This window comes from Halorubrum ruber (assembly GCF_018228765.1).
Taxonomy (GTDB): domain Archaea; phylum Halobacteriota; class Halobacteria; order Halobacteriales; family Haloferacaceae; genus Halorubrum; species Halorubrum ruber.
In genome coordinates this window covers 236,440-261,930 of sequence record NZ_CP073695.1, presented here as the reverse complement: position 1 = coordinate 261,930, position 25,491 = coordinate 236,440, and the positions used below count along the sequence as shown (strand labels likewise).

The following is a 25,491-nucleotide window of genomic DNA, read 5'->3' as shown; positions in this document are numbered from 1 at the left end:
GTCGAGAATGGAATTAGAAGGCGCGGCGTCGCCGCGGCCGCGTCACTTGCCCTGAAGCTCTTCGAACTTGTCGAGGAGTGCCTCCGTGGAGTCGCCCGAGTCGTAGGTCAGCGATCCGGAGTACTCGGGGCGCTCCGCGTCGAAGTCGGCGTCGACTTCGCTGGTCTTCTTCTCCCGACGCTCGTGTTCGGCCTCGTCATAGGCACCCATTGACATGGTACACCAACACTTGGCCGTTTCCTGTTATATACCTGTCGGCAAAGGTATCATAAACCGTGAACGATCGGGTCAGTCCACCGGAATCGATTAACCCCGCGGCGTGATACCGAACGCCCGTGGCACAACCGCTCCGCTTCAGGCGCTCGCCCGGCCGGTGGACCGCGGACCGGGTCCGGTCGCAGATCGGTCGCCCCCTCGACGAGAACCTCGGAGCGACGGCCGGCGATCCGTGGTTCGCGCCGCCGCCGGGCTACGAGGCGCGCCGGTTCGACATGGACGACGGCTCGTTCGCGCTGTTCTGCTGGACCGACGACGACGCGGACCCCCCGGCCGGCGCCGACGGCGGCCCGGTCGGGTACTGGCTGGGCAACACGGAGACGCCGAGCGAGCTCTGGCGGACGGACAAGTACGGGTTCGACGAGGCGCCGTACCCGGTCTCGCGGTGGGCGCAGCGGGAGCTGCTCGCCGGGCTTCACGACGACGAGCCGTGGCTGGCCGACTACCCGCACGTCTCGTGGTACTTCCTGCCCGTCTTCTGCTCGAAGGACGGCGCGGCGACGAGCCGGGCGTTCTTCCGCGACCACGCGGCCGGGTTCCCGGACGCGACGCGCGAGGACGGCACCGGGTTCGTCGAGGAGACGCTCCGGCCGGGAACGCTCGACGAGTACCGCGAGGTCATGGCCGGGAAGCTCGGGACCTCCGCCTCGCGGGACCTCGTCCGCATGAGCGCGGCCATCGCCGAGTTCACCGCGGCCCGGATCCTCACGGACGCGGGGTACGAGGTCACCCCGGAGATCGAGGTGACGACGGGTCACTCGCTCGACTTCCGCGCGACGGACCCGGAGACTGGCACCGGTCACCTCGTCGAGGTGACGCGCCCGCAGCCGACCGCCGGGCGCTCCGCGAACGACCCCGTGGCGGCGGTCCGCGACACCGCCGAGACGAAGACGAGCGGCCAGCTCGCGGCCCACGCCGGCGGCGTCACGCTGTTCGTCGACTGCTCGTCGTTCCCGACCGACGAGTGGGCCGCCGTGCGCGAGGCGGAACCCGCGGTCCGACACAAGCCCGCGGTCGTCTACCGCGCCGAGCCCGACGGCTCGATCGAGGGGTATCGGAAGGGGTCGATCCCGATCGACCTCTCCGGGGTCGTCGACGGCGTGTCGTAGCCGCGTCGCTCGCACGGGAGTCCGTCCGCGCGGCGCCGCCGCTCCGCGGTCGAGCTCCGAAAGAAGGGTATGGACCTTGGTCGGTTCGGCGCGTCAGAAGGAGACCGGCGAGGGTCCCTCCTCCGCGTCGGTGGTCGGGTCGCGGTCCGAGTAGAACCGGCGCCCGACGCCGCGGTGGCAGACGCCGGCGCGGAGCGTGGTGAACACGTCCTCCGCGTCCTCAAACGTCTGGTCGCCGAACCGCTCTAAGACGTCGCCGAGCCGCTCGGACCCGTTCGCGAGCTCTACGGTCGCGTTGCCGTGAGCCGCGATGATCTCCTCAGAGGTGGTCGGGTACTGGTGCCGTTCGAGTCGGTCGTCGACGCCGTTCAAGCGCATCGACAGATGAAAACCGCCGATGGTTCTTAATGATTGTCCATGTACGACCTTAGTCGGAGGGGATACCTTATATCGCCTTATATCGTCTCGAATCCGGTGGTTCCCGGAACCGCCGCGGCTTAGTGTCGGGCGCAGGTATTCACCTCCATGTCCGCTGACCCCGCCGACTCCGCCGATTCCGCCGAATCTTCTGATTCCGCTGTCACCGACGATTCCCCCGACTCCAGCGATCCCGTCGTCGCCGACCTCCACGCGCACACGACCGTCTCGGACGGGACCTTAACGCTCGACGAGGTGCCCGCGGCCGCCCGCGACGCGGGCGTCGACTGGGTCGCCGTCACCGACCACGACCGGATTCACCCCGGGCTCGACGCGCCGGTCGTCGAGCGCGACGGCGTCCGGGTCGTCCGCGGGATCGAACTGCGCGTCGACGCCGGCTTCGAACGCCTCGACCTCCTCGGGTACGGCGTCGAGCACACCGACGCGCTCGACGCGGAGATCGATCGGCTCCAGCGCGACCGCCGCGAGCGCGGCGCCGCCATCCTCGACGCGATCGAGGAGCGGCTCGGCGTCGACCTCGACGTCGAGCCCCGCGCCGGGCTCGGGCGCCCGCACATCGCGCGGGCGATCGACGCGTCGGACGCGCCCTACGACTACGCCGGGGCCTTCGACGAGCTGATCGGAAACGACGGCCCGTGTTACGTCGCGCGCGACGTGACGCCGCTCGACGAGGGGCTCGATCTGCTCGCGGACGCCTGCGCGCTCGTCGGGCTCGCGCACCCGTTCCGGTACGAGGATGTTGACGAGGCGCTCGACGTCGCCCGCGAGTCGGCCGCGATCGACGCGATCGAACGCTTCTACCCGTACGGCCGCGCCGTCGACGACGCGCGGATCGACCGTCTCGCCGCCGAGAACGACCTGCTCAGAACCGGCGGGACGGACGCGCACGAGCGGACGCTCGGCGTCGCGGGGCTGACGGAATCGGCGTTCGATCCGGTCCGCGAGCGGCTACCCGAGCCGGTTTCTGTCGGGGAGTTCGCGGCCGGGGACTCCCCCGGTGCGGCGCCCGACGAACAAGATTAAGCCCGCGCCGAACGGAGTACGGCGTATGCGGTGTCACTACTGCGACCGGGAGGCCACGTACGAGGCGGAGCAGGGCGGCGTGGTCGTCGGGCTCTGCGAGTCCCACTTCAAACAGCGCGTCGAGGAGCTCGCCGAGTCGGACGAGCTCGCGGAGCTCCGCGACCGGATCGACATCGAGTCCTCGGAGTAGTCGCCCGGCCGGACGCTTCTCTCCGTCGATAGTCCCCCGCGGCCGAGACGAACGGTAAAAGGCCGCGCGGGGCCAACCCCCTCCATGGACCTCACGGACCGGCCCCGCCGCCTCCGGACCGACGGCGTTCGCCCGCTCGTCGCCGAGACCGACCTCTCGGCGTCGGACCTGGTCGCGCCCGTCTTCATCGACGCCACGACCGACGAGCGCGTGCCGATCGAGACGATGCCCGGCCACGAGCGCGTCCCGGTCGACGAGGCGGTCGACCGCGTCGCCGAGATCCGCGAGACCGGCGTCGAGGCCGTCATCCTCTTCGGCGTCCCCGAGTCGAAGGACGCGTCCGGCAGCCGGGCGTACGCCGACGACGGCGTCGTCCAGCGCGCGATCCGGCGGATCTCCGCGGAGACCGACGTCACCCTGATCGGCGATGTCTGCCTCTGCGAGTACACCGACCACGGTCACTGCGGGGTCATCGAGGAGACCGCCGAGTCGGACCCGACGCTCACCGTGAAGAACGACGAGACGCTGGACCTGCTCGCGCGGACCGCCGTCTCGCAGGCGGACGCGGGCGCCGACGTGGTCGCCCCCTCGGCGATGACCGACGGGCAGGTGGGGGCGATCCGCGAGGCGCTCGACGACGCGGGTCACGAGGAGGTCGCCATCCTGAGCTACGCCGCGAAGTACGAGTCCGCCTTCTACGGCCCGTTCCGCGACGCGGCCGACGGCGCGCCCGAGTTCGGCGACCGCCGGCACTACCAGATGGACCCCGCGAACCGCCGCGAGGCGCTCCGCGAGGCGCGGCTCGACGCCGAACAGGGCGCCGACGTGCTGATGGTGAAGCCCGGGCTCCCGTACCTCGACATCGTCGGCGACCTCCGGCGGGAGTTCGACCGCCCCATCGCCGCGTACAACGTCTCCGGGGAGTACGCGATGCTCCACGCCGCCGCGGAGAAGGGGTGGCTCGACCTGGAGGCGACCGCGCTGGAGTCGCTCACCGCGCTCAAGCGCGCGGGCGCGGACCTCATCATCACGTACTTCGCCGAAGACGTTGCCGATCACTTATAAATAGGATCGGGCGGGAGCAGACGCTCTTTCTCAACCATTTACCCCGGCGCGCGCCTGCGAGCGGCCGGAGCGAAGCGGAGGCCGCGAAGCAGCGCGTGCGAGGGAGTCAGTCGCCCGAAGCGAAGCGACGGCGACTGACGAGGCTGGGGAGGCGTGAGGTGCTGTGCGGGGCGGGACTCAAAGGGGCAGCCGTGAGGGCGAAGCCCGACGACGCAAGCACCGAAGTGAAGGAGCGTTAGCGACTGAACGAGGCGCGCAGCGAGGCGCGCGAGCCCTCACGGCTGGGGCTTTGATGGTGTTCTCGTTCGACCCGCAGACGGATATTTATAAACGGCAACCCAATCGTCACGATCCGTCTACACCACCTGTTCGCCGTCGTCGTCGTACACTTCGATGGCGTCGACCGGGCAGACGCGCGCCGCGAACTTCGCGTCGAACTCCTCGCCGTCGGGCACCTCGACGACGAACAGATCGTCTTCCTCCTCGGTGCTCCCTTTTAAATCGGCCTTCCCGTCGTTCAGGTCCTTTTCGAAGGCGTCCCACTCGGCGACGCACTGGTACATCCCGACGCAGGTGTCGCGGTCGAACTCAACGTACATGGCTCTCGGTTAGATGAGACGGTACAAAGCCGTGGCGACGAGAGGTGTGGAGATCTGAAAGGGATCGCCGGTGACTTCCTCCAAAGCCCCAGTCGCGAGGCCGCCGTACGCTCGCTGCGCTCCTCGTTCGTTCGCTCCGCTCACTCACTGCGGTGCTTGCGTCGCCTACGGCGGCCTCGCGACTGCCCCTTTAAGTCCCGCCCCGCACGGCACCGCAACCGCACCTCTCACCTCCCCAGCCTCGTCGGTCGCCGTCGCTTCGCTCGGCGACCGACTCCCTCGCGCGTGCGACTCACGCCCTACCGGGCGTTCGTCGGCACGCGCCAACCGCATCGGCATTCAAATCGCTCCTTGTTGTCATGCGTTCTCTCGGATCTCGACCGCCCTTTTTAAGCGTCGCAGGCACCCATCCCCGCCCATGCCCACCGTCTGGCTCGTCGACCGGCAGTTCGACTCGAAGGGACTCGTGCGGCTCACCTACGCCACGGAGGACGGCGAGCGGATGCACACGAAGGAGCTGGCCGAACAGCGGCTCGTCACGGGCGACGGGATCACCGCCGGCCGCGAGGTCGAGGAGAACGCGCTGGGCGAGAGCCCGGCAGAGGAGGTCGAGCGGTTCGCGTCCGAGGCGTCGAAGATGGCGGCCGAACACGACCTCGACGATCGGGTCTGACGCCGCGCTCCGCACCTCCCCGCGCCTGACCGCGCAAACCCGCCCCACACAACCGAGTCCGTTAAGGGGGAACCGGCGGAACGTGTGACCGAAATGCCCAGTGGTGAGTACGACCCCGACGCCGTCGAGCCGCGCTGGCAGCGGCGCTGGGTCGACGAGGAGACGTACGCCTACTCCGCCGACGACCCGGTCGATCCGAACACCGTCTTCTCCATCGACACGCCCCCGCCGACGGTATCGGGGAGCCTCCACATGGGCCACCTGTACGGGTTCACCCTCCAGGACTTCGTCGCGCGCTTCGAGCGCATGAACGGCGGGGAGACGTTCTTCCCGTTCGGCTACGACGACAACGGGATCGCCTCCGAACGCCTGACGGAGGACGAGCTCGACATCCGCCATCAGGAGTTCGAGCGCCGCGAGTTCCAACGGAAGTGCCGAGAGGTCTGTGCCGACTACGAGCAGCAGTTCACCGAGAACGTCCAGTCGCTCGGGGTGTCGGTCGACTGGGACCACACCTACCAGACGATCGAGCCGCGCGTCCAGCGCGTCTCCCAGCTCTCTTTCGTCGACCTCTACGACCAGGGCCGCGAGTACCGCGAGAAGGCGCCCGCAATCTGGTGTCCCGAGTGCGAGACGGCCATCTCGCAGGTCGAGACCGAGGACGACGAGCAGGCCAGCCACTTCAACGACATCGCGTTCTCCGTCGCCGGAAGCGGCGGTGACGGCGAGGGCGACGACCCCGAGGAGTTCGTCATCTCGACGACGCGCCCCGAACTCCTCCCGGCCTGCGTCGCCGTCTTCGTCCATCCCGAGGACGACGAGAACCAGGGCCTCGTCGGGGAGTCCGCCGAGGTGCCGCTGTTCGGCCACGAGGTGCCGATCATCGCGGACGAGCGCGTCGACAGGGAGACGGGCTCCGGGATCGTGATGTGCTGTACGTTCGGCGACCAGAACGACATCGAGTGGTACCAGGTCCACGACCTGGACCTCCGTGTCGCCATCGACGAGTCCGGTCACATGACCGACGTTGCCGAGGGGTACGAGGGGCTCCACGCCGACGAGGCCGGCGAGGCCATCGTCGAGGACCTCGACGAGGCTGGCGCGCTGCTCGACCGCCGCGACATCACCCACACCGTCAACGTCCACGAGCGCTGCGGGACGAGCGTCGAGTTCCTCGTCACCGAGCAGTGGTACATCGAAATGCTCGACAAGACCGACGAGTACCTCGAGGTCGGTCGGGAGATGGAGTGGTCCCCCGAGAAGATGTTCACCCGGTACGAGCACTGGGTCGAGGGGCTCCAGTGGGACTGGCTCATCTCCCGGCAACGCTCCTCTGGAATTCCGTTCCCCGTGTGGTACTGCGAGGACTGCGGCGAGGAGATCATCGCCGAGAAGGCCGACCTCCCGGTCGACCCGCTCTCGGACGACCCGCCGGTCGACGCGTGCCCCGAGTGCGGGCACGACGGGTTCGAGCCCGAGGACGACGTGCTCGACACGTGGGCCACTTCGAGCCTCACCCCCCTGATCAACGCCGGCTGGGACTGGGACGAGGAGGCCGAGGAGTTTACCATGGAGCATCCGGAGCTGTACCAGTTCGACCTCCGGCCGCAGGGCCACGACATCATCAGCTTCTGGCTGTTCCACACGCTCGTCAAGTGCTACGAGCACACCGGCGAGGTCCCGTTCGAGGAGACGATGATCAACGGCCACGTCCTCGACGAGAACCGCGAGAAGATGTCGAAGTCGGTCGGCAACGTCGTCGAGCCGGAGGCGGTCTTAGAGGAGTTCCCGGTCGACGCCACGCGCTACTGGGCGGCCGGCACCGCCGTCGGAGACGACTTCCCGTTCAAGGAGAAGGACCTCCGCGCGGGCGAGAAGCTGATCCGGAAGCTGTGGAACGCCTCGAAGCTGGTCGAGTCGCTCGCGCCGGAGCCGTTCCCGGCCGAGCCCGACGGCGGGCTCCGCGAGCTCGACCGCTGGCTGCTCGCGGAGCTGGACGCCGAGGTCGAGCGGCTCACCGAGCTGCTCGACGACCGCGCGTTCTCGAAGGCCCGCGACGAGCTCCGGAGCTTCTTCTGGAACACGTTCTGCGACGACTACCTCGAGATCGCGAAACAGCGCGAGGACGACGCGGCCGCGTACACGCTCCGGACCGCGCACCGCCGGTTCCTGAAGCTGTTCGCGCCGCTGCTCGCACACGTCACCGAGGAGCTGTGGCACGACATGTACGCGGACGCCGTCGCGGACGCGACCGGCAGCAGTGACGCCGCGACCGCCGATACGGAGGCGACTGCCCTCGCCGACGGCGCGGCCGACTCGATCCACCTCACGGATTGGCCCGAGCCGCTGGGTATCGAGGCCGACCGCGACGCCGGGACCGCCGCGACGGCCGTCGTGGGCGCGCTCCGGAAGTACAAGAGCGAGAACCAGCTCCCCCTCACCGCGACGCTCGACGCGGTGGAGGTGTACGCCGACGTGCGCGGCTTCGAGGACGACATCACCGGCGTGATGCACGTCGACGACCTCGCGGTCCACCCCGACGGCGACGCGCCCGTCGAGACGGTGATCACGGGTATTGACCTCGATTACGCCACTGTCGGCCCGAAGTACGGCGACCAGGTCGGCGACATCGAGGCCGCGCTGGCGCGGGAGGAGTACGAGATCGACGGGGACGAGCTCCACGTCGCGGGCGTCACGCTCGTCGACGACGAGTTCGCGGTCGAGGAAGAGCGGCAGTACCAGGGCGAGGGCGAGCTGCTTCAGGCCGACGATGTCGTCGTCATCGTCCGCAACGACGCGTAGCCCGGTCTCTCATTTCGATTCCCGACTCGGTCACAGGTCCGCGCCGACGGCCTCGTTGACCGAGTCGAACCCGTCGCGCTCGAGCAGTTCGACGAGTCCTTCGTTGATGTCGCGCGCAAGTCCTGGCCCCTCGTAGACGAGCCCTGTGTACAGCTGGACCAGCGAAGCGCCCGCCCGTATCTTCTCGTAGGCGCCCGCGGCGTCGGAGATTCCCCCGACGCCGATCACCGGGACGTCGGTGCGCTCCGCGACGAAGCGCACCCGCTCGGTCGCGAGCGACTCGATCGGCTTCCCCGAGAGCCCGCCGCGCTCGGCCCGGTTGTGGCTCCGCAGCGAATCTGGCCGGGAGGTCGTCGTGTTGGTCGCGATGACGCCGTCGAGGTCGAGGTCGTCGACGACGCCGAGCGCGTCTTCGACCGCCGGCTCCGGGAGGTCCGGCGAGAGCTTCACGAGCAGCGGATCCGCGCCGGCGTCGGCGAGCGTCCCGAGGATGCGCTCCAAGGCCTCGCGGTTCTGTAGCTCGCGGAGGCCGGGGGTGTTCGGGCTGGAGACGTTGACCACGAAATAGTCTCCCGCGTCCGCGACGCGCTCGTACGTGTACAGGTAGTCGTCCGGGGCCTCGCTCAGGGGCGTCGACTTCGACTTCCCGATGTTGATCCCGACCGGCACCTCGGGGAGCGGGTCGCGGTCGAGTCGTTCGCCCACCCGGTCGGCGCCCTCGTTGTTGAACCCCATCCGGTTGACGAGCGCCTCGTCCTCTTTCAGCCGGAACAGTCGCGGGCGCGGGTTCCCGGGCTGTCGCTCCGCGGTGACGCCGCCGACCTCGACGTGTCCGAACCCGAGCGACGCCAGCGCCCGCGGGACGTGCGCGTTCTTGTCGAACCCGGCGGCGACGCCCACGGGGTTCGGGAACGTCGACCCGAACAGATCGACCGCGAGCCGCTCGTCGTCGACCGCGTACCGCTCGGCGAGCGCGTCGGTGACCGGCGTCCCCTGGACGCCGCCGAGCAGTCGGTGAACGAGTCCGTGTGCGGTCTCCGGCGGCAGTCGGAACAGTGCTGGCTTCAACAGGTCGTACGCGCCCATCGTCTGGGCCTCGTCACGAGCGACAATCAATCCGCCGACCGCGGTCCGCGCGGCGATCGCTCGGCGGCGAACATACGTCGGACTCCCGCGGTCCGCGTCAGAAGTCGTGTTCGAGCTGCTCCGGGTTGGCGTCCGCCTTCTGGATGATTATCTTCCCGTCTCGGACTCGAACGAACACCTCGTCGCCGATCTCCATGCCGGCGACGGCGAGCTCGTCTTCGTGGAGGTTCACGTGGACGTTGTGGTACTCCCCGTCGTCGTCCTTGGCGCCACTGGGGCTGAGCTTCTTTTTGCGGACCATCGCGGGTGTGCTTGTCGCCCTTCGCCATAGCAGACACATAAGTGTTGTTTACACGCACTCGCTCGCCGGTGAATCGCGGGTGCGCACGTCGCGACCGACGACGGGCGGCGAGACCGATCTCCCGGTGACACGGGGGAGCAAAATTGCCTCGCGACCCCCGAATCGACGTGTCGCGCGCGCTGAACGCTCCGCGAATCGTCGTCGATACCCCGTTTCGCTTCCGCTTCGAGGCCCCAAATCGCCAGCCGCCACCGAGGTAGTATATAAAAATTGTGGCGCACAGCTTTCATTTCCCCGATATATTTATTACACACTGTGTGCTGGTGTCACACGGAGGCAAAACCATGGTACGTGAAGACGGTAAGCGAAACTTTGCCCTGCGAGAGGAAGACGGATCGGAACCGAGTGAGTTCTCGGGCAACATGCCGCGTCAGGCGGCGCTCAAAGCGGCTCGGACGCTCGAGCCGGCACCCTCCGAGGAAGAGGCGGAGCGAACGACGCTTCGTCTCCGGGAGAAGGGGACCCAGAAGGTCCACGAGTACGAGGGATGGGCTTGGAAGGACGGCGCTCCCGAGGTCGACGACGCGGACGACGACTTCTGGCTCAACGACCTTGACGACATCACCAAGGCCAACGTCTCGAAGCAGGGCATCGAGTACCTCGACGACGAGTAACCCTCGGGCCGCCGGTTCCGATCTCTCGTTTTCGCCGTCGACCGGCCGGAACACCTCGGAGTTGATCACCCTGTCGCGACAGAGCTACTGTCCCGGGTAGGCTCGCCTTCGCTTCGACTCGATCCGGTCAGTTGTCCCGCTTCTCTCGGCATGAAATCGCATGACGTGGCGCCGGTAGTTCGACGGGGTTAAATACAACCCGGCCATTCGAAGAAATGCGAAGAACGCATCGCGGACTCGGGCCGTTCAACTCGGCCCGGTTTCGCTGGACCCGTACCGTTCCGATGGGTTTATGTCCCGTCGTCCGGTACGTTCAGGTCCGCGAAGGATGAGGATCACGCCCCCTGCGCTCCGGCGTAAGCGGTGATCTGATGTGAGCCGTGGTCGTTCGGTGTCATCCAAGCCGTTGGATGGCCCGGACACCACACAGACCAATGCAATGGTGTGTCAACCCTCGTCTTCGACGAGATTGACACCCGCCAACACCCCCTTCGAGCCGGGAATCAGGCTCGAAGGATATTCATTCCGGTTGATCCTGCCGGAGGCCATTGCTATTGGGATCCGATTTAGCCATGCTAGTCGCACGAGTTCAGACTCGTGGCGAATAGCTCAGTAACACGTGGCCAAACTACCCTTCGGAACACAATACCCTCGGGAAACTGAGGCTAATAGTGTATACCACATCACCACTGGAATGAGTGATGTGCCAAACGCTCCGGCGCCGAAGGATGTGGCTGCGGCCGATTAGGTAGACGGTGGGGTAACGGCCCACCGTGCCAATAATCGGTACGGGTCATGAGAGTGAGAACCCGGAGACGGAATCTGAGACAAGATTCCGGGCCCTACGGGGCGCAGCAGGCGCGAAACCTTTACACTGCACGACAGTGCGATAGGGGGATCCCAAGTGCACAGGCATAGCGCCTGTGCTTTTCGGTACCGTAAGGTGGTACCAGAATAAGGGCTGGGCAAGACCGGTGCCAGCCGCCGCGGTAATACCGGCAGCCCAAGTGATGGCCGATCTTATTGGGCCTAAAGCGTCCGTAGCTGGCCGCGCAAGTCCATCGGGAAATCCACCTGCTCAACAGGTGGGCGCCCGGTAGAAACTGCGTGGCTTGGGACCGGAAGGCGCGACGGGTACGTCCGGGGTAGGAGTGAAATCCCGTAATCCTGGACGGACCGCCGATGGCGAAAGCACGTCGCGAGGACGGATCCGACAGTGAGGGACGAAAGCCAGGGTCTCGAACCGGATTAGATACCCGGGTAGTCCTGGCCGTAAACAATGTCTGCTAGGTGTGGCTCCCACTACGAGTGGGTGCTGTGCCGTAGGGAAGCCGCTAAGCAGACCGCCTGGGAAGTACGTCCGCAAGGATGAAACTTAAAGGAATTGGCGGGGGAGCACTACAACCGGAGGAGCCTGCGGTTTAATTGGACTCAACGCCGGACATCTCACCAGCATCGACTGTGGTAATGACGATCAGGTTGATGACCTTATCCGAGCCTCAGAGAGGAGGTGCATGGCCGCCGTCAGCTCGTACCGTGAGGCGTCCTGTTAAGTCAGGCAACGAGCGAGACCCGCACCCTTACTTGCCAGCAGTACCGCGAGGTAGCTGGGGACAGTAGGGGGACCGCCGTGGCTAACACGGAGGAAGGAACGGGCAACGGTAGGTCAGTATGCCCCGAATGTGCTGGGCAACACGCGGGCTACAATGGTCGAGACAAAGGGTTCCTACTCCGAAAGGAGACGGTAATCTCAGAAACTCGATCGTAGTTCGGATTGTGGGCTGCAACTCGCCCACATGAAGCTGGATTCGGTAGTAATCGCGTGTCACAAGCGCGCGGTGAATACGTCCCTGCTCCTTGCACACACCGCCCGTCAAAGCACCCGAGTGAGGTCCGGATGAGGCGTTCCACGAACGTCGAATCTGGGCTTCGCAAGGGGGCTTAAGTCGTAACAAGGTAGCCGTAGGGGAATCTGCGGCTGGATCACCTCCACCGACCCGAGACTCGCCCTCTGGGCGAGCTCACCTTAGACCGTCACCACGACGGTCACTACTCATTCGCATTGGACTGTGTACCGTCCGCCCATCCACCGGCTTGGACACCTTAGAACGACCACGGCTCGCAACACAAACGCGACACACACCAGACCTTCCCCTCGCGGGAAGGTGGGCTCATAGCTCAGCGGTAGAGTGCCTCCCTTGCAAGGAGGATGCCCTGGGTTCGAATCCCAGTGAGTCCATGTCCGTTCGGTCCGAATCCGTCCCCTTATATGGGAGACGCGACTCGGATCGAACACGACGACCGATGCACCATCCCGGGAAACCGCGGATGGGAAGGGTTCGACGAACGCCCCGTCACACCCGGGGCGATTCAATGACAACCGTGTATACGTGCGATCCAGACGTCCACTGAACTCATCCGAGTTCGTGGAACGTCAGTGAACCATATACAGTCGGGTGACACTATGTCACTTGACACCGTCAGCACTCTCTTCTGGAGAGTTGGCTGACACACTACTGGCTACTGTGCCAGCTGGTGAATGGCTCGGCTCGAGAGCCGACGACGGACGTGCCAAGCTGCGAAAAGCTCATGGGACCCGCATGGAGGGAAAGAACATGAGATCTCCCAATCGGAATCCGTTCAACAATTGCCACGCGCAATAGGGAACGCCCTGAATTGAAACATCTCAGTAAGGGCAGGAAAAGAACGCAACAGCGATGTCGTCAGTAACCGCGAGTAAACGCGACACAGCCCAAACCGAAGGTCTTCGGACCAATGTGGTGTTCGGGTTGACAATCAAATCTCGACACTCTCTCAGAAGTCTCCTGGAACGGAGCGTGAAACAGGGTGACAACCCCGTATGAGAGAGCAGTACGGATGGCGTCAAATCCAGAGTAGCAGGGGTCGGATATCCTCTGTGAACATCTCAGGCATCCCCTGAGAAGGCTAAACACTCCTCGAGACCGATAGCGAACAAGTAGCGTGAGCGAACGCTGAAAAGCACCCCGAGAAGGGCGGTGCAATAGGGCCTGAAATCAGCTGGCGATCGAGCGACAGGGCGTACAAGGCGTCTCTCGAAACGACCGAGGAGCGATCCTCTAGTAGGAAGAGAGACGAGCCGGCGTCGTGTCGTGCGTTTTGAAAAACGACCCAGGGAGTGCACTTGATTGGCGAGTCTAACCCGTGAACCGGGGAAGGCGCAGGGAAACCGATACGGCCGCAGCACATTCGTGTGAGGGCCACCGTGTTCAAGCGCGGGGAGTCAATCGGGTGCGACCCGAAACCAGGCGATCTACGCGCGAGCAAGGTGAAGCGTGGCGAAAGCCACGTGGAGGCCTGTTAGAGTTGGTATTCTACAATATCCTCTCGTGACTCGTGTGTAGGGGTGAAAGGCCCATCGAGCCTGGCAACAGCTGGTTCCAACCGAAACATGTCGAAGCATGACCTCTTCCGAGGTAGCCCGCGGGGTAGAGCTACCGATTGGATGACCCGCCTCCGAGAGGAGTCGGCCATCCTGTCGAACTCCAAACCCGCAGGCGCCGCAGACGAAGGGAGTCCGGTGCGCGGGGTAAGCCTGTGTACCGTGAGGGGAACAACCCAGAGCCGGGTTAAGGTCCCAAAGTGTAGATTAAGTGCGATTCGAAGGTGGTCTCAAGCCCTAAACAGCCGGGAGGTGAGCTTAGAAGCAGCTACCCGCTAAGAAAAGCGTAACAGCTTACCGGCCGAGGTTTGAGGCGCCCAAAATGATCGGGGCTCAAATCTACCACCGAGACCTGGCCGTGCCCTTGACAGGGGCAACCGCGTAGGTTGGCGTACTGGTCGGATGGAAGCCCGGGCGAGAGCTCGTGTGGACCGTCCAGTAACGACAATCCTGGTCACAGTAGCAGCGATAGTCGGGTGAGAACCTCGACGGCCTGAAGAGCAAGGGTTCCTCGGCACTGCCGTTCAGCCGAGGGTTAGCCGGTCCTAAGGTGTACCACAACTTGACTACACCGACGGGAAGCTGGTTAATATTCCAGCGCCATCGTGCAGTAAACGCCGACGCCGTGTGGAACGCTGAGCCGGGCACTCGCCCGGTCGAATCGTGGAAACTCGTGGACGCCGTCACGGCACGAAGCGAGCGAAACGCGAGATAGCGAAAGTCAGCCGTACATAGGGCCCGTGAAAAGGCAAGCATGATGTCCGTACCGAGATCCGACACAGGTGCTCTGCCAGCGCAAGGCAAGGCCTGTCGGGAGAACCGACGTTAGGGAATTCGGCAAGTTAGTCCCGTACCTTCGGAAGAAGGGATGCCTGCTCTCGACGGAGCAGGTCGCAGTGACTCGGGCGCTCCGACTGTCTAGTAACAACACAGGTGACCGCAAATCCGCAAGGACTCGTACGGTCACTGAATCCTGCCCAGTGCGGGTATCTGAACACCTCGTACAAGAGGACGAAGGACCCGTCAACGGCGGGGGTAACTATGACCCTCTTAAGGTAGCGTAGTACCTTGCCGCTTCAGTAGCGGCTTGCATGAATGGATAAACGAGAGCGCCACTGTCCCAACGTTGGACCCGGTGAACTGTACGTTCCAGTGCGGAGTCTGGAGACCCCAAGGGGAAGCGAAGACCCTATAGAGCTTTACTGCAGGCTGTCGCTGAGACGTGGTCGCCGATGTGCAGCATAGGTAGGAGACATTACACAGGTACGCGCGCTAGCGCGCCACCGAGTCAGCATTGAAATACTACCCGTCGGTGACTGCGACTCTCACTCCGGGAGGAGTACACCGGTAGCCGGGCAGTTTGACTGGGGCGGTACGCGCTCGAAAAGATATCGAGCGCGCCCGAAGATCATCTCAGCCGGGTCGGGAATCCGGCGAAGAGCGCAAGAGCACAAGATGGTCTGACAGTGTTCTTCCCAACGAGGAACGCTGACGCGAAAGCGTGGTCTAGCGAACCTACGAGGTTCCGGAATGGGACCCGTAGATGACAGAAAAGCTACCTTAGGGATAACAGAGTCGTCACTCGCAAGAGCACATATCGACCGAGTGGCTTGCTACCTCGATGTCGGTTCCCTCCATCCTGCCCGTGCAGAAGCGGGCAAGGGTGAGGTTGTTCGCCTATTAAAGGAGGTCGTGAGCTGGGTTTAGACCGTCGTGAGACAGGTCGGCTGCTATCTATTGGGGGTGTGAGGTACCTGACGTGAACGAACGTATAGTACGAGAGGAACTACGTTTGGTCGCCACTGGTGTATCGGTTGTCCGAGAGGGCAGATGCCGAGTAGCCACGCGACACGGGGTAAGAGCTGAACGCATCTAAGCTCGAAACCCACATGGAAAAGAGGTACCACAGAGGTCACTCGTAGAAGACGAGTTCGATAGACTCGGGGTGTACGCACCGAGGCAACGAGGTGTTAAGCCCACGAGAACTAACAGACCGAGCCACATTCATTGGCGCTGACGCGCCACGACTCGCATGAGTTCAGGCGGTATCTGGATCGCACGTATACACGGTTGGTATCGAACCAGACCGACACAGGCGTCTCGCTGTAGAGGCTACAGCGGGTCTCGGTTCAACTCCGAGAGTCGGCATAAAGGCGGCCAGAGCGGTGGGGAAACACCCGTACCCATTCCGAACACGGAAGTTAAGCCCACCAGCGTATCGTGAAGTACTGGAGTGAGCGATCCTCTGGGAACCACGAGTCGCCGCCTGCCCACTCATACGGGACCCATCCCACCAAGCCCACGGACGTTGTGTCCGTGGGCTTTTTTCATATCCAGCGAGCCACCGCGCTCGCATCCGACCGCTAAACTTAAACGCTCGACAGCGGTACCTTCGCTTGGCGCCAAGGTGGCAGAGTCTGGTCAGACGCAGCGGCCTGCAGAGCCGCCCAACGCCGGTTCAAATCCGGCCCTTGGCTTTCGACTTTTTCGAGACGAACCGGCCGATCGGTCCCACGAACTGACCCGCTTAGTAACCGTTAAACACCGGGTGACCCATGCGTGAACTATGCAACGACGCGCTGTGGCCGTGTTTGTCGCGCTGTTCCTCGCCGTTGCGGGCGTGGCGGGTGCGCTGACCGCGACGGCCGAGAGTCCGGAGATAGCGCTCGAAAATCCGGAAATTGACGCCTCGCAAAACGACTCGATCGAAGTCGGCGACGAGACGTACGTCGTGGCCGGCATCTCTGAAAGCGAGAACGACGATGGCCAGATGGTCATCTCGGGCACGCTCGAACGCGAGTTCACGGCGGAGACATCCGAAACGTGGGCGAACGAGTCGACCGTCTCGGTCGACGACCGCGAGTGGCGCGTCGAGATCGCCGGGGAGAACGCCAGCGAGTTCACGCTCGTCGAGGTGCTCGACCGGCAGGCGATCCTCGAGGCCGACGACGATGCGGAAAACGAGACGGTCACCCTCGAGGACGGCGAGTATGTCGCGGTGACCGACGAGAACGGCGATCGGACGCTGGTGCCCGTCGACGAGTACTTCCCCGCGCCCGAAGAGCGGTCGTACGCGACGGGCGAGACGCTCGAGTACGACGGGCAGACGGTCACAATCGACGACGTGACGGCCGACGGGGCCGTCCTCGTGTGGGAGACCACCGAGACGGAGACGGTCGAGCTCGCCCAGCAGTCGACGGTGACGATCGGCGACACGGAGTACGTCGCGCACTTCCCCGACGCGTCGACGCTTCGGATGTCGACCGACATCGAGGCATACGAGGCGCAGGTCACCGAGATAGAACGGTTCAACCAGTACAACAGCGGTCTCTCGCGCGTCCTCGTCCTCTCGGTCCTGTCGTCGATCATGCTCGCCGGGATGGCGTTCATCCCGTCGCGGTACTGACCGCCGACCGGCGTTTTCATTCGGGTCCGCTCCGTTCAACCGACAGTCACTACCTGTCGGGACCGCTACCGAGACCATGAGTTCGGCAATGGAGAAGGTGCGACAGCTCGCACCCCACTGGGCGGTGATGTTCGTCGCTATGTTCGCCGCGCTGGCGGTCGTCGAGCGCGTCCTCGGCGGGCTCGGGCTCGCGGCGTCGCTGCTGATCGTCTTGGCTATCGCCGTCGCGTATCCCGTCGTCGTTCGGGCGCTCGGCGTCGCCCCGCCCGTCTGGCAGCGGTGACGGCGGTCCCGAGGGGAGTCCGATGGCTACCTCCTCGGAGGAAGTCGGCCGGATAACACCGGTGTCAGCCGGTCACCGTCCCGTCCCTCTCGCTTTTATACGCCTCGGTCGCCTTTCGATCGGTATGAGCGACGAGAAGCCGGCTCCGGTCACGTCGGAGCTCCCGGACGCACCGTTCCACACCAGCGGCACCGATCACATCACGGTCTGGGGGAGCAACGAGGAGGACACGCTCGCCTTCTACCGCGACCTGCTCGGGATGCCGCTCGTGTTGCGCCAGCCGAACCTCGACGACCCCTCGCAGACGCACCTCTTCTTCGACACCGGCGACGGCCGGATTCTCACGGTGTTCGTGAGCGACGAGCGGGCGTCCGCGCGCGGTCAGCGCGTCAACACGGGCGCCGTCCACCACCTGTGTTTCAGCGTCGAGCCCGACGAGTACGAGGATATCATGGCGGCGCTTGAGGAGGCGGGCAAGGGGTACAACGTGTTCGACCGCGGCATCTTCCACTCGATTTACACCCAGGACAACAACGGGCTCGTCATCGAGCTGTCGGCCGACAAGTACGAGATCCCCGACGACCGGAAGGGCGAGGTGCTCGCGACCGCGCAGCGCCTCCGCGAGGAGGACGGCGCCGACTTCGCGCAGGACCGCCACATGGAGGGGGCCCTCGAGGAGCTCGGACTCCCGGTGAACAAACACGACCTGCCCGACGCCGACGCCGGCGTGGGGGTCTGAGATGACCGGCAGCGCTCCGGACCCGAACGCCGGCGACGACCCCCACGGCGACGAGCCGCTGGTCACGGCCGGGACGCCGCTCGCCGACGCCGACGCGGCGCTCGTACTCATTCACGGCCGCGGCGCGACCGCTCGGAGCGTCGTCGACCTGGGTGAACAGTTGGCCGGCGACCGCGACGTCGCGCTGTTGGCGCCTGCCGCGGCCGGCAACACCTGGTATCCGAACTCCTTCCTCGCCCCGGTCGAAGACAACGAGCCGGGTCGGAGTTCCGGCCTCCGGGCGGTCGGCGCCGCGGTCGACCGCGCGGTCGACGCCGGGATCGCCCGTGAGCGCGTCCTCGTCGGCGGCTTCTCGCAGGGCGCCTGCCTCGCGAGCGAGTTCGTCGCCCGCAATCCGACCCGCTACGGCGGGCTCGCCGTCTTCAGCGGCGGGCTGATCGGCGAGACGGTCGCCGTCGACGACTACCTCTCGGACGGCGACGCGGCGGACGGGGACGGCCCGCTCGCCGGCACTCCCGCGTTCCTCGGCTGCAGCGACGTCGACCCGCACATCCCCGAGGAGCGGGTCCACGAGACGACCGAGGTGCTGGAGGCGCTCGGCGCCGACGTCGACGAGCGGATCTACGAGGGGATGGGCCACGGGATCAACGACGACGAGGTCGCGGCGGTGTCGGAGCTGATCGCGTCGCTCCCGTAGCCGCGCTCCGTTTCTCGAATGCCTGTCACGACACCGCGGCGATCGACAGTCGCAGCGTCGCCAGCGCGGCGGCCCCGAGGACTCCGCCGAGTGCGGCCGACGCGGCCGTGAGTCCCCCCGTCAGCGTCGCCAGCGTCGCCGGGATCACGACCGCGAGGACGAGGAGGACCACCGCGGCGCTCCCCGTCACCATCGGGTCGAGGCGCCGCACGCGCTCCCCGAGTGCGGACGGCGCGTCGGACGCGCCGGCGCGTTCGCCCGCCACGGTCGCGGGTTCGGCCCGCTCCCCGCCGCTCGCGCCGCTCGCAGCGTCGGAGTCCCGCTCCCCGGCCGACCGCCGCCCGGTCACGATCCGCCAGCGGCCGTTCTCGCTGCGCGCGCGGGCGAACTCCCCGGCGATCAGGTCGGCGGCGCCCGGCGGGTAGCCGAGCCCGCGGACTAACGCGAGGAAGTCGCTCTCGTCGTACCGGCCCGCGGTCGGCCAGCGGTAGCGGTCGCGCAGGCGCTCGCCGGTCGGGAGCGCGTAGGCGACGCGGACCAGGTCACCGTCGCGCTCCCAGTCTACCACCTGGACCCTGACGGTGCCGTCCGCGGCCGAGTGCCGGTCCAGCAGGTACAGCTCGGTCGCGTCGTCGATCGCGGTCGGGTCCCGGTCCGCGAACGCGAGCGGCGTCCCCTCCGGGAGCGGGCGCGATCCGTCGGCGCCGCGCTCGGCGGCCTCCGTCTCCGGAGCGTCCATGTCCGTCCTTGTCGCCCGCCGGCCATAAGTGTCGGTCCGAAGGCCGGAGCGGCGAATATCGGGGCCGCCCGCGGCCGCCTCACGCCAGCCAGTCGTCGGGCTTCGTGTCGTAGTCGACGTCGTCGGCCGCGATCCGGGATTCGGTCTCGGCGTCGAGGTCGTGTTCCGTCACCTCGCCGCCGTCGTACTGGAGCCGCACGCCGACCTCGGTGCCCTCCGGCTCCTCGCCGCGCCGCTTGGCGCGCCGGACCTCGCCGTCGTCGTACTCGACGCGGATCGTCGCGAGATTCACCGGGCGGCCCCACAGCTCGAATACGCGCTTCAGGGTCGCCTTCGCGCGCTCCTCGTCGAGCGCGACGCCGTTGTACCGGTGGCCCAAGAGGAGCTCCCCCCGGTTCCGGAAGTTCCCGTCCAACACGACGATCGTTGGCTTCCCGAAGTTCGTGAATCGGAGGAGCAGCTTCTTCCGCACGTCGTCGGCGTCGACGCTGGCGACGCGGTGCTCCTCGGCGGCGCGGCTGTACTCGTAGGTGAAGTAGTTCCCCTCGCGGACGAACTCGTCCGTGAGGAACGCGTCGACGAACGTCACGTCGTTGTGGCTCTCGCGCACCTCGAACATGCGCTCCCAGCCGGCCGTGCGGTCGACGTCCGCGACGGCCTCCGCGACCGTCTCGTACCGGTCCACGTCGAACAGGTACCGGGCCTGCTCTTCGAGCGCCTCCCGGGAGACGTTCCGGAGCGCGCCCCTGTGTTCCGGACGCGAGAGGACGTAGTGTCGCTCCGCGAGTCCCTCGCGGGTGAGCAGCTTCCACGGGTAGCGCTCGACGTCCATCTCGTCGCCGTCGCCGCCCGTCTCGCCCTCACCGGGACCGCTGCCGGAGCCGTCCCGAGCGGAGAGCGCCCGGTCGACCGCTTCGGCGTCCACGCGAGAGTCGCCGGCGGCGGCCAGATCGGCGAGCTCGTCGAGCGTCGCCGGACCGGCGCCCGCGATCGCCGGGTGCGGTTCGAGCAGGGCCGCGACCTCGTCGAGGTCGACCCGCGAGTGGAAGTTCTCGGCGGTCACCCCCTCGACGCGGAGCAGCTTGTCGGTTACCTCTCGGCGGGCGGCCCGCAGCTCCACGTGCGTCCACAGCTCGAAGCCGAGCTTGTACGGGTTGAGCCCGGGCGAGCCGAGCACCCGGGACATGTGGTCGGCGTACGTGAGGAACTCGTCGGGCCCGGCGAACCCCTCGCCGCCCATCATCACCGACTCCCAGTACGTCGCCCACCCCTCGTTCATCACCTTCGTCTGCTTCTGCCCGGCGAAGTAGTACGCCTCCTCGCGGATCGCGTCGATGACGGTCGTCTCCCAGGGCTCGCGGTCGACCGCCTTGCCGCTCTCCGGGTCGTACCGCTTTCCATGGTCGCGCAGGAACGCGAGCACGTCCGGGCGCGGCTCCTCGGGTTCGATCCCCTCGCCCCGCGCTTCGAGCCACTCGTCGTCGAACACGTCGCGGCGCACCTCCTCGGAGAGGTCGAGGTCGTCGATCCGCGCTTCGATCGCCGCCAGCGGGTCGTCGTCCCCGTCGCTCACGTCCGCCGCGACGCCCGGCTCCTCGACCGACCGGGCGGCGTCGACCGGGCTGTGCTGGTCGATCGTGTCCTCCAACGCGGTCACGGCGTCGATCAGGCGCTCCACCTCGTCGCGGTCGACGTCCGTCCGCTCCGCGATCGCCGCGATCCGGTCGGCGTTGCGCTCTAACCGGGCCGCCGCGTTCGGGCCGTCCTCGCCGCGGTCGGCGTACAGCCCGAACCACTCGTTGTTCGCGAAGAAGTCGGCGTGCGCCTCCACATGGGTGATGACGGCCTTCTGGTCGGCCGTCGAGTTCGACTCCTGGAGGAACGCGTGCGCCGGGTCGTCGTTGTTGACGATCTCGAACGCCTTCCCTAACCCGTGGCGGTCCTTCTTTTTTTGTTGCTCGTAGTTCATCCCCCACCGCCAGTGCGGGTACCGGCGCTGGAAGCCGCCGTAGGCGATCAGCTCGTTCATCTGGTCGTGGTCGACCACCCAGTAGCGCACCGGGTACGGCTCTAACCCGAGCCGCTCGGCGAGGTCGCGCGCCTCGCGGGCCGGCTCGTCCAGCGACTCGGCCTCGCGTTTCGCCTCGATCCGGTCGTTCCTCATCGCCGCTCACCCCCGTCGGTCCGCCCGGTCGCGCGGCCGTCGGCGGTCCCGGATCCGTCGGCTTCGGCCTCGGTGCTGAGGATCTCGTAGATCGCGTCCGTCACGTCGTCCGGCTCGGAGACGCGCGCGACCGCTACGTCGTCGGCGTCGCCGAACGCCGCCTCGACCTCGTCGGCGTGGCGGGCGTTCGCGGCGCCGTCGCCGGGCTGGGTCTCCACGTACGCGTGTAGGTTGGCGTCGATCGACTCCATCAGCGGGATCACCTTCTCCGTCGTGTCGCTGCCGGCGTTCTCGGAGTCGCCCGCGGCGAACACGTACCGGTTCCACTCGTCGTACGGATACTCCTCGACGATCTCCTCGACTAACTCGTACGCGCTGGAGATCCGGGTGCCGCCCCCGGACTGGATCCCGAAGAACTCCTCGCGGTCGACCTCCCACGCCTCCGCGTCGTGGACGACGTACCGGAACTCGGCGGCGTCGTACTTCCCGGTGAGGTACCAGTCCATCGGGGTGAACACCCGCTCGACCAGCTCGCGCTTCGTCTCCCGCATCGAGCCGGAGGCGTCGCGCACGTTGATCACGACGACGTTACGCTCGCGCTTCTCTATCACCTCCGGGTGGCGGAACCGCTCGTCCTCGCGACGGAAGGGGACGCTGTCGAGCCCCTCCCGGCGGATCCGGTGGGTGACTGGCTCCCGGTCGACTTCGGCGTCGAGCGCGTCGAAGCTCTCCCAGCGGTCGAGCGCCGCGACCGGCTCGGCCCGCTCGTCTTCGAGGGTCGCCGCGGCGTCGGCGATCCACGCGCGGGAGACCGGAATCCCTTGGTCGCGCGCCCACGCGAAGACGTCGTCGACGTCGGCGCCGTCGACGAACAGCCCCTCGCGGACGTACTCCCCGTCGAAGTCGGTCGCGAGGTGCCGCTTCAGTCCGCGCTTGAAGAACTCGTCGACGTCGAGGGTGCCGCGCGGCCCGGAGCGAGCGGTGTCGGTGAAGTCGCCCTCCACCTCCTCGACCACCCGCTTCCCCTTCGGTTCGAGGTCGAGCCCGAGCGCCTCGTCGAGCTCGCGGGCGAACTCCTCGGGGTCCATCTCGTAGTACTCGTGGTCGCCGCCCTCCTCGCCCGGGTCGCCCTCCTCGTCGCCATCGCCCGGCTCTGGCTCGACCGGCTGGCCGGGCTGGGGCTGGCCGTCGCCGCCCTGCCCCACGCCGCCGGCCGACCGCTGGTCGTACTCGAAGGCGGGGAGGTCGACCACCTTCACCGGAATCTTGACCCGGTCGGCGTCGGAGCCGCCGAGGTCGCCGTGGCTGATGAACTCCGCGAGGTCCTCCCGACGGCTCTCGCCCACCTCGCGGAACCGCTCGCGGTCCTCCGTCAGTCCCACGGGTCACCACCCCCGTTCCGGTCGGCGTCGTCCGGCCCCTCGTCGCCGGCGCGGCCGGCGTCGACGTCGGGCCACTCCTCGCGCACGTCCACCATCACCGCCCGACTCGTCAGCTCCGCCGACGCGCGGCTGTAGCCGCGCTCGCGGAGCCGCTCGACCGTCTCGGCCTTCACGCGCTCCGTCTCTGTGTCGGTCGGCGGGTCGGCCCACGCGGCGGGGTCGAGGTCGGGGAACCGCCGCTTCACGTCTTCCAGGTCGTTCGCGTCGATCACCGCCTTCAGCTCCGGCACCTCTGCGAGGTCGACGTCGTCGACGCTGAACTCCTCGCCGCGGTTGCGCCACGCGTACCGCGTGAGTCCGCGGATCACCCGCTCGCGCCGGAAGCGCTCGACGTCGCGGGTCGGGTCGGTCCCGCGGTAGTCGCTCTCGTCGAACCGCCCGAGCGTCTCCGTCTCGAACACCTTCATCGCGAGCGGGTCCGGCGCCTCGTCGGCGCGCTCGCGGTCGGTCGGGTCGTCCTCGTCCCACGCGTACACGTGTTCGACGTACTCCGCGACGGTCTCCGTCGAGACGGTCTCCTCGGCGAGTATCGCGTCGATCACGTCCTCGCGCTGGCGCTCGCGGACCCGCTCGGCGACCGGTCCGCGGCGCCCCTCGAACTCCGCGGCCTCGGCCCGCGAGAAGACCGGCGCGTCGGCGAGCCCGTCCGCCATCGCGTCGAGCACGTCCGTCGGGGTGACGACGTGCTCGACGGGGAGGTCGGGATGGCTGCGGTCGGCCGTCGTCGCGAGCAGGTCGGCGACCGCGTCGCGGGCGTAGGTGACGGGGATCCCGTTACGGCCGTCCCCCGCGGCGAGGGTGACGTCGTCGACGGTGACCGCGTCGTCGCCGCGCCGGACCTCGCCCGTCTCGTACAGCTCCGCCGTCTCGATCAGGTCGAGGTCGCCCGGCGAGTCGTCGGCGTCGAGCCGCGTGACGACCGCGTACAGCGCGGCGGCCCCGACCGCGTGGGGCGCGATCTCGCGCTCGACGGCCGCGCCGTCCGACTCCCGGACCTCGATCGACAGCGGCGCCGCGCCGGGGTCGGCGCGCGCGCCCGCCGCGTCGTCGCCGCTGTCGCCCCCCGCGATGGCGCCCGCTCCGACCGTCGCGTCGTCCGCGTCGCCCGCCCCCTCCACCGCCGTCGCGCCGGCGATCTCTCTGCGGAGGAGCCGCGCCTCCAGCCGGCGGTTCGTGAGGTAGCGGAACTCGTGTTTCGAGAGCCGGCGCTTCAGCGCCTTCAGCGGGTCGGCGTCGCCGCGCTCGGCGTGCCGGTCTAACTCCGCGTCGAGGTCTGGATTCGAAATGACGATCAGCTGGGTGTCAAGGTCCATCCCGATCCCCTTGTCTAACTTCACCCGCCGCTCGTCGGGGACGTTGAGCAGCCGCCGGAGCAGGTCCGCGTGCTGGCTCGCGTCCTCGACGACCGTAGCGACGCCGTTCCCCTGCGAGAGCACGCCGTCGTAGCTGAACGCCTGCGGGTTCTTCCGGCCGCGCGAGTCGAGCTCGCGCAGCATGCCGCCCATCCACGAGCCGACGAGCCGCTCTTTCGGCGTCCCGTCGTCCTCGGCGTGGAGGACCCCCACTCCCTGGCCGACGTCGACCACGTAGCTGGTCACCCGGAGGTGGTCCCGGTCGGTGATCGCCGAGAAGAGGTCGCGGCGCCCGCGCTCGCGGCAGGCCGACTCCAGGTGGTCGTACGCCTCGCGGCTGAACGGATCCAGCTCCACGTCGGCGGCGATCGGGTAGGCGTCGCCGCCGACCGCGTCGGCGATCGACTCCCTGACCCCCGCGGGGAACACCGACAGCGGATGCGACTGGACCGGACTGCGGTACCACTCCCCGGCGTCGCCGCCGTCGCCGTACGAGAGCGACGCCGCGCCCGCGCCGCCGCCCCCGCCGACGCCGGCCCCGGCACCCGTGACGTTCCACTCGACGGTGTACCGCCGGCCGGCGTCCGTCTTCGAGAACGCGCGGAGCCCGTTGATTAGGCACCGCTTGAACTCCGATTTCCCCGTCGCGGTCGGCCCGTCGACCCAGACTATCGTCTCGTCGCCGCCCCGCCCGGTCGCGGCTGCGCGGAGGTCGTCGACGAACCCGTTGAGCGCGCGGGTGTTGCCGAGGACGGCGTGTTCGCCGTCGTTCGCCGGGTCGTCGAAGAAGCGGTACCGGTCGAGCGTCTCGCCGCGCTCGTGGACCTCGCGGGTTCCGAACGACTCGACGGCCGCGAGGACGTACCCCGCGCCGGAGGCGGCCGCGGTCGGGTTCTCCAACACGCGGTCGACGTACGAGGCGAGGCTCATCGGCGGGTCGTACGCCCCCCGGAGCGCCTCGTCGGCCGCGTCGAGGAACCCCTCGCCGTCCGATCGGGTGCGGTCGCTCATC

The 25,491-nt window shown here is 67.1% G+C and carries 20 protein-coding genes, 2 tRNA genes and 3 rRNA genes; 16 read left to right on the top strand and 9 right to left on the bottom strand.

Annotation, left to right across the window (positions count from 1 at the left end):
- Positions 1 to 42: 42 nt before the first annotated feature.
- Entirely contained in the window at positions 43 to 210 is a 168-nt protein-coding gene (locus J7656_RS01230) for a DUF5786 family protein (RefSeq protein ID WP_004599209.1), read from the bottom strand.
- Between the two features lie 125 nt (positions 211 to 335).
- Here J7656_RS01230 and J7656_RS01225 point away from each other — a divergent pair, with 125 nt between their 5' ends.
- Positions 336 to 1,385 (top strand): DUF5784 family protein, encoded by a 1,050-nt coding sequence (locus tag J7656_RS01225; RefSeq protein ID WP_017343488.1) that lies wholly within the window; start codon positions 336 to 338, stop codon positions 1,383 to 1,385.
- A 93-nt stretch (positions 1,386 to 1,478) separates the two neighbouring features.
- On the opposite strand, the gene J7656_RS01220 is transcribed toward J7656_RS01225, so the two are convergent.
- Positions 1,479 to 1,763, bottom strand: a complete 285-nt coding sequence (locus J7656_RS01220; protein ID WP_008444580.1) for a DUF5789 family protein — start codon at positions 1,761 to 1,763, stop codon at positions 1,479 to 1,481.
- Between the two features lie 147 nt (positions 1,764 to 1,910).
- Between J7656_RS01220 and J7656_RS01215 the strand changes: the two genes are divergently transcribed.
- The 3 genes from J7656_RS01215 to hemB all read left to right on the top strand — a co-directional run bounded on the left by J7656_RS01215 (position 1,911) and on the right by hemB (position 4,101).
- On the top strand, positions 1,911 to 2,846 hold the full coding sequence (locus J7656_RS01215; protein ID WP_211553822.1) for a PHP domain-containing protein: 936 nt from the start codon (positions 1,911 to 1,913) through the stop codon (positions 2,844 to 2,846).
- Positions 2,847 to 2,871: 25 nt separating this feature from the next.
- Entirely contained in the window at positions 2,872 to 3,036 is a 165-nt protein-coding gene (locus tag J7656_RS01210; protein WP_004599205.1) for a DUF6757 family protein, read from the top strand.
- 84 nt (positions 3,037 to 3,120) lie between these two features.
- Complete coding sequence (gene hemB / locus J7656_RS01205; RefSeq protein WP_211553821.1) at positions 3,121 to 4,101, top strand: porphobilinogen synthase; 981 nt, start codon at positions 3,121 to 3,123, stop codon at positions 4,099 to 4,101.
- A gap of 356 nt (positions 4,102 to 4,457) precedes the next feature.
- Here the strand turns inward: hemB and J7656_RS01200 are convergent, their stop codons facing one another.
- Positions 4,458 to 4,700: a ferredoxin gene (locus tag J7656_RS01200; protein WP_017343485.1), complete on the bottom strand. Its 243-nt coding sequence runs from the start codon at positions 4,698 to 4,700 to the stop codon at positions 4,458 to 4,460.
- Positions 4,701 to 5,118: 418 nt separating this feature from the next.
- Here J7656_RS01200 and J7656_RS01195 point away from each other — a divergent pair, with 418 nt between their 5' ends.
- Positions 5,119 to 5,373 carry a DUF7967 family protein gene (locus tag J7656_RS01195; RefSeq protein WP_017343484.1) on the top strand — a complete coding sequence of 85 codons (255 nt, stop codon included), beginning with the start codon at positions 5,119 to 5,121 and terminating at the stop codon, positions 5,371 to 5,373.
- A 93-nt stretch (positions 5,374 to 5,466) separates the two neighbouring features.
- The gene (locus tag J7656_RS01190) at positions 5,467 to 8,175 is read left to right on the top strand and encodes a valine--tRNA ligase (RefSeq protein ID WP_211554541.1); all 2,709 of its coding nucleotides are present in this window, start codon (positions 5,467 to 5,469) and stop codon (positions 8,173 to 8,175) included.
- Positions 8,176 to 8,205: 30 nt separating this feature from the next.
- On the opposite strand, the gene J7656_RS01185 is transcribed toward J7656_RS01190, so the two are convergent.
- Both J7656_RS01185 and J7656_RS01180 read right to left on the bottom strand, forming a co-directional pair.
- On the bottom strand, positions 8,206 to 9,261 hold the full coding sequence (locus J7656_RS01185) for a quinone-dependent dihydroorotate dehydrogenase (RefSeq protein ID WP_017343482.1): 1,056 nt from the start codon (positions 9,259 to 9,261) through the stop codon (positions 8,206 to 8,208).
- 97 nt (positions 9,262 to 9,358) lie between these two features.
- A complete protein-coding gene (locus J7656_RS01180; RefSeq protein WP_004599199.1) occupies positions 9,359 to 9,562 on the bottom strand; it encodes a hypothetical protein in 204 nt (67 codons plus the stop codon).
- A gap of 344 nt (positions 9,563 to 9,906) precedes the next feature.
- On the opposite strand from J7656_RS01180, the gene J7656_RS01175 reads away from it, so the two are divergent.
- The 10 genes from J7656_RS01175 (at position 9,907) to J7656_RS01130 (ending at position 18,782) form a co-directional block, all read left to right on the top strand.
- On the top strand, positions 9,907 to 10,236 hold the full coding sequence (locus J7656_RS01175) for a non-histone chromosomal MC1 family protein (RefSeq protein ID WP_044965795.1): 330 nt from the start codon (positions 9,907 to 9,909) through the stop codon (positions 10,234 to 10,236).
- A 522-nt stretch (positions 10,237 to 10,758) separates the two neighbouring features.
- Positions 10,759 to 12,228: ribosomal RNA gene (locus tag J7656_RS01170) — 16S ribosomal RNA — on the top strand.
- A 175-nt stretch (positions 12,229 to 12,403) separates the two neighbouring features.
- Positions 12,404 to 12,475, top strand: a tRNA-Ala gene (locus J7656_RS01165).
- 272 nt (positions 12,476 to 12,747) lie between these two features.
- Positions 12,748 to 15,664, top strand: a 23S ribosomal RNA gene (locus J7656_RS01160).
- 142 nt (positions 15,665 to 15,806) lie between these two features.
- Positions 15,807 to 15,928, top strand: a 5S ribosomal RNA gene (gene rrf / locus J7656_RS01155).
- The 16S, 23S and 5S rRNA genes sit together here with 2 tRNA genes alongside, the layout of an rRNA operon.
- 130 nt (positions 15,929 to 16,058) lie before the next feature.
- A tRNA-Cys gene (locus J7656_RS01150) sits at positions 16,059 to 16,134 on the top strand.
- Between the two features lie 104 nt (positions 16,135 to 16,238).
- A complete protein-coding gene (locus tag J7656_RS01145) occupies positions 16,239 to 17,063 on the top strand; it encodes a hypothetical protein (protein ID WP_211554539.1) in 825 nt (274 codons plus the stop codon).
- Between the two features lie 76 nt (positions 17,064 to 17,139).
- Positions 17,140 to 17,346: a hypothetical protein gene (locus tag J7656_RS01140; RefSeq protein WP_026046095.1), complete on the top strand. Its 207-nt coding sequence runs from the start codon at positions 17,140 to 17,142 to the stop codon at positions 17,344 to 17,346.
- A gap of 124 nt (positions 17,347 to 17,470) precedes the next feature.
- The gene (locus tag J7656_RS01135; protein WP_017341796.1) at positions 17,471 to 18,085 is read left to right on the top strand and encodes a VOC family protein; all 615 of its coding nucleotides are present in this window, start codon (positions 17,471 to 17,473) and stop codon (positions 18,083 to 18,085) included.
- A gap of 1 nt (position 18,086) precedes the next feature.
- Positions 18,087 to 18,782, top strand: coding sequence for an alpha/beta hydrolase (locus tag J7656_RS01130; protein ID WP_017341797.1), 696 nt, complete (start codon positions 18,087 to 18,089; stop codon positions 18,780 to 18,782).
- A 25-nt stretch (positions 18,783 to 18,807) separates the two neighbouring features.
- Here J7656_RS01130 and J7656_RS01125 read toward each other — a convergent pair whose 3' ends face one another.
- The 4 genes from J7656_RS01125 to J7656_RS01110 form a co-directional block, all read right to left on the bottom strand.
- On the bottom strand, positions 18,808 to 19,521 hold the full coding sequence (locus J7656_RS01125; protein ID WP_017341798.1) for a hypothetical protein: 714 nt from the start codon (positions 19,519 to 19,521) through the stop codon (positions 18,808 to 18,810).
- Between the two features lie 79 nt (positions 19,522 to 19,600).
- Entirely contained in the window at positions 19,601 to 21,685 is a 2,085-nt protein-coding gene (locus J7656_RS01120) for a SpoVR family protein (protein WP_211553820.1), read from the bottom strand.
- Complete coding sequence (locus J7656_RS01115; protein WP_211553819.1) at positions 21,682 to 23,067, bottom strand: DUF444 family protein; 1,386 nt, start codon at positions 23,065 to 23,067, stop codon at positions 21,682 to 21,684. The genes J7656_RS01120 and J7656_RS01115 overlap by 4 nt, the downstream gene beginning before the upstream one ends.
- Complete coding sequence (locus J7656_RS01110) at positions 23,058 to 25,490, bottom strand: kinase anchor protein (RefSeq protein WP_211553818.1); 2,433 nt, start codon at positions 25,488 to 25,490, stop codon at positions 23,058 to 23,060. Before J7656_RS01110 ends, J7656_RS01115 begins: the two co-directional genes overlap by 10 nt.
- Between the last annotated feature and the right edge of the window lies 1 nt (position 25,491).

What these genes read in the sequence shown, in the direction of transcription:
- J7656_RS01190 (WP_211554541.1), top strand. Translation starts at nt 5,467, where the DNA reads ATGCCCAGTGGTGAGTACGACCCCGACGCCGTCGAGCCGCGCTGGCAG.
- J7656_RS01185 (WP_017343482.1), bottom strand. Translation starts at nt 9,261, where the DNA reads ATGGGCGCGTACGACCTGTTGAAGCCAGCACTGTTCCGACTGCCGCCG.
- J7656_RS01130 (WP_017341797.1), top strand. Translation starts at nt 18,087, where the DNA reads ATGACCGGCAGCGCTCCGGACCCGAACGCCGGCGACGACCCCCACGGC.
- J7656_RS01140 (WP_026046095.1), top strand. Translation starts at nt 17,140, where the DNA reads ATGAGTTCGGCAATGGAGAAGGTGCGACAGCTCGCACCCCACTGGGCG.
- hemB (WP_211553821.1), top strand. Translation starts at nt 3,121, where the DNA reads ATGGACCTCACGGACCGGCCCCGCCGCCTCCGGACCGACGGCGTTCGC.
- J7656_RS01180 (WP_004599199.1), bottom strand. Translation starts at nt 9,562, where the DNA reads ATGGTCCGCAAAAAGAAGCTCAGCCCCAGTGGCGCCAAGGACGACGAC.
- J7656_RS01120 (WP_211553820.1), bottom strand. Translation starts at nt 21,685, where the DNA reads ATGAGGAACGACCGGATCGAGGCGAAACGCGAGGCCGAGTCGCTGGAC.
- J7656_RS01230 (WP_004599209.1), bottom strand. Translation starts at nt 210, where the DNA reads ATGGGTGCCTATGACGAGGCCGAACACGAGCGTCGGGAGAAGAAGACC.
- J7656_RS01125 (WP_017341798.1), bottom strand. Translation starts at nt 19,521, where the DNA reads ATGGACGCTCCGGAGACGGAGGCCGCCGAGCGCGGCGCCGACGGATCG.
- J7656_RS01215 (WP_211553822.1), top strand. Translation starts at nt 1,911, where the DNA reads ATGTCCGCTGACCCCGCCGACTCCGCCGATTCCGCCGAATCTTCTGAT.
- J7656_RS01210 (WP_004599205.1), top strand. Translation starts at nt 2,872, where the DNA reads ATGCGGTGTCACTACTGCGACCGGGAGGCCACGTACGAGGCGGAGCAG.
- J7656_RS01200 (WP_017343485.1), bottom strand. Translation starts at nt 4,700, where the DNA reads ATGTACGTTGAGTTCGACCGCGACACCTGCGTCGGGATGTACCAGTGC.
- J7656_RS01110 (WP_211553818.1), bottom strand. Translation starts at nt 25,490, where the DNA reads ATGAGCGACCGCACCCGATCGGACGGCGAGGGGTTCCTCGACGCGGCC.
- J7656_RS01135 (WP_017341796.1), top strand. Translation starts at nt 17,471, where the DNA reads ATGAGCGACGAGAAGCCGGCTCCGGTCACGTCGGAGCTCCCGGACGCA.
- J7656_RS01175 (WP_044965795.1), top strand. Translation starts at nt 9,907, where the DNA reads ATGGTACGTGAAGACGGTAAGCGAAACTTTGCCCTGCGAGAGGAAGAC.
- J7656_RS01220 (WP_008444580.1), bottom strand. Translation starts at nt 1,763, where the DNA reads ATGCGCTTGAACGGCGTCGACGACCGACTCGAACGGCACCAGTACCCG.
- J7656_RS01195 (WP_017343484.1), top strand. Translation starts at nt 5,119, where the DNA reads ATGCCCACCGTCTGGCTCGTCGACCGGCAGTTCGACTCGAAGGGACTC.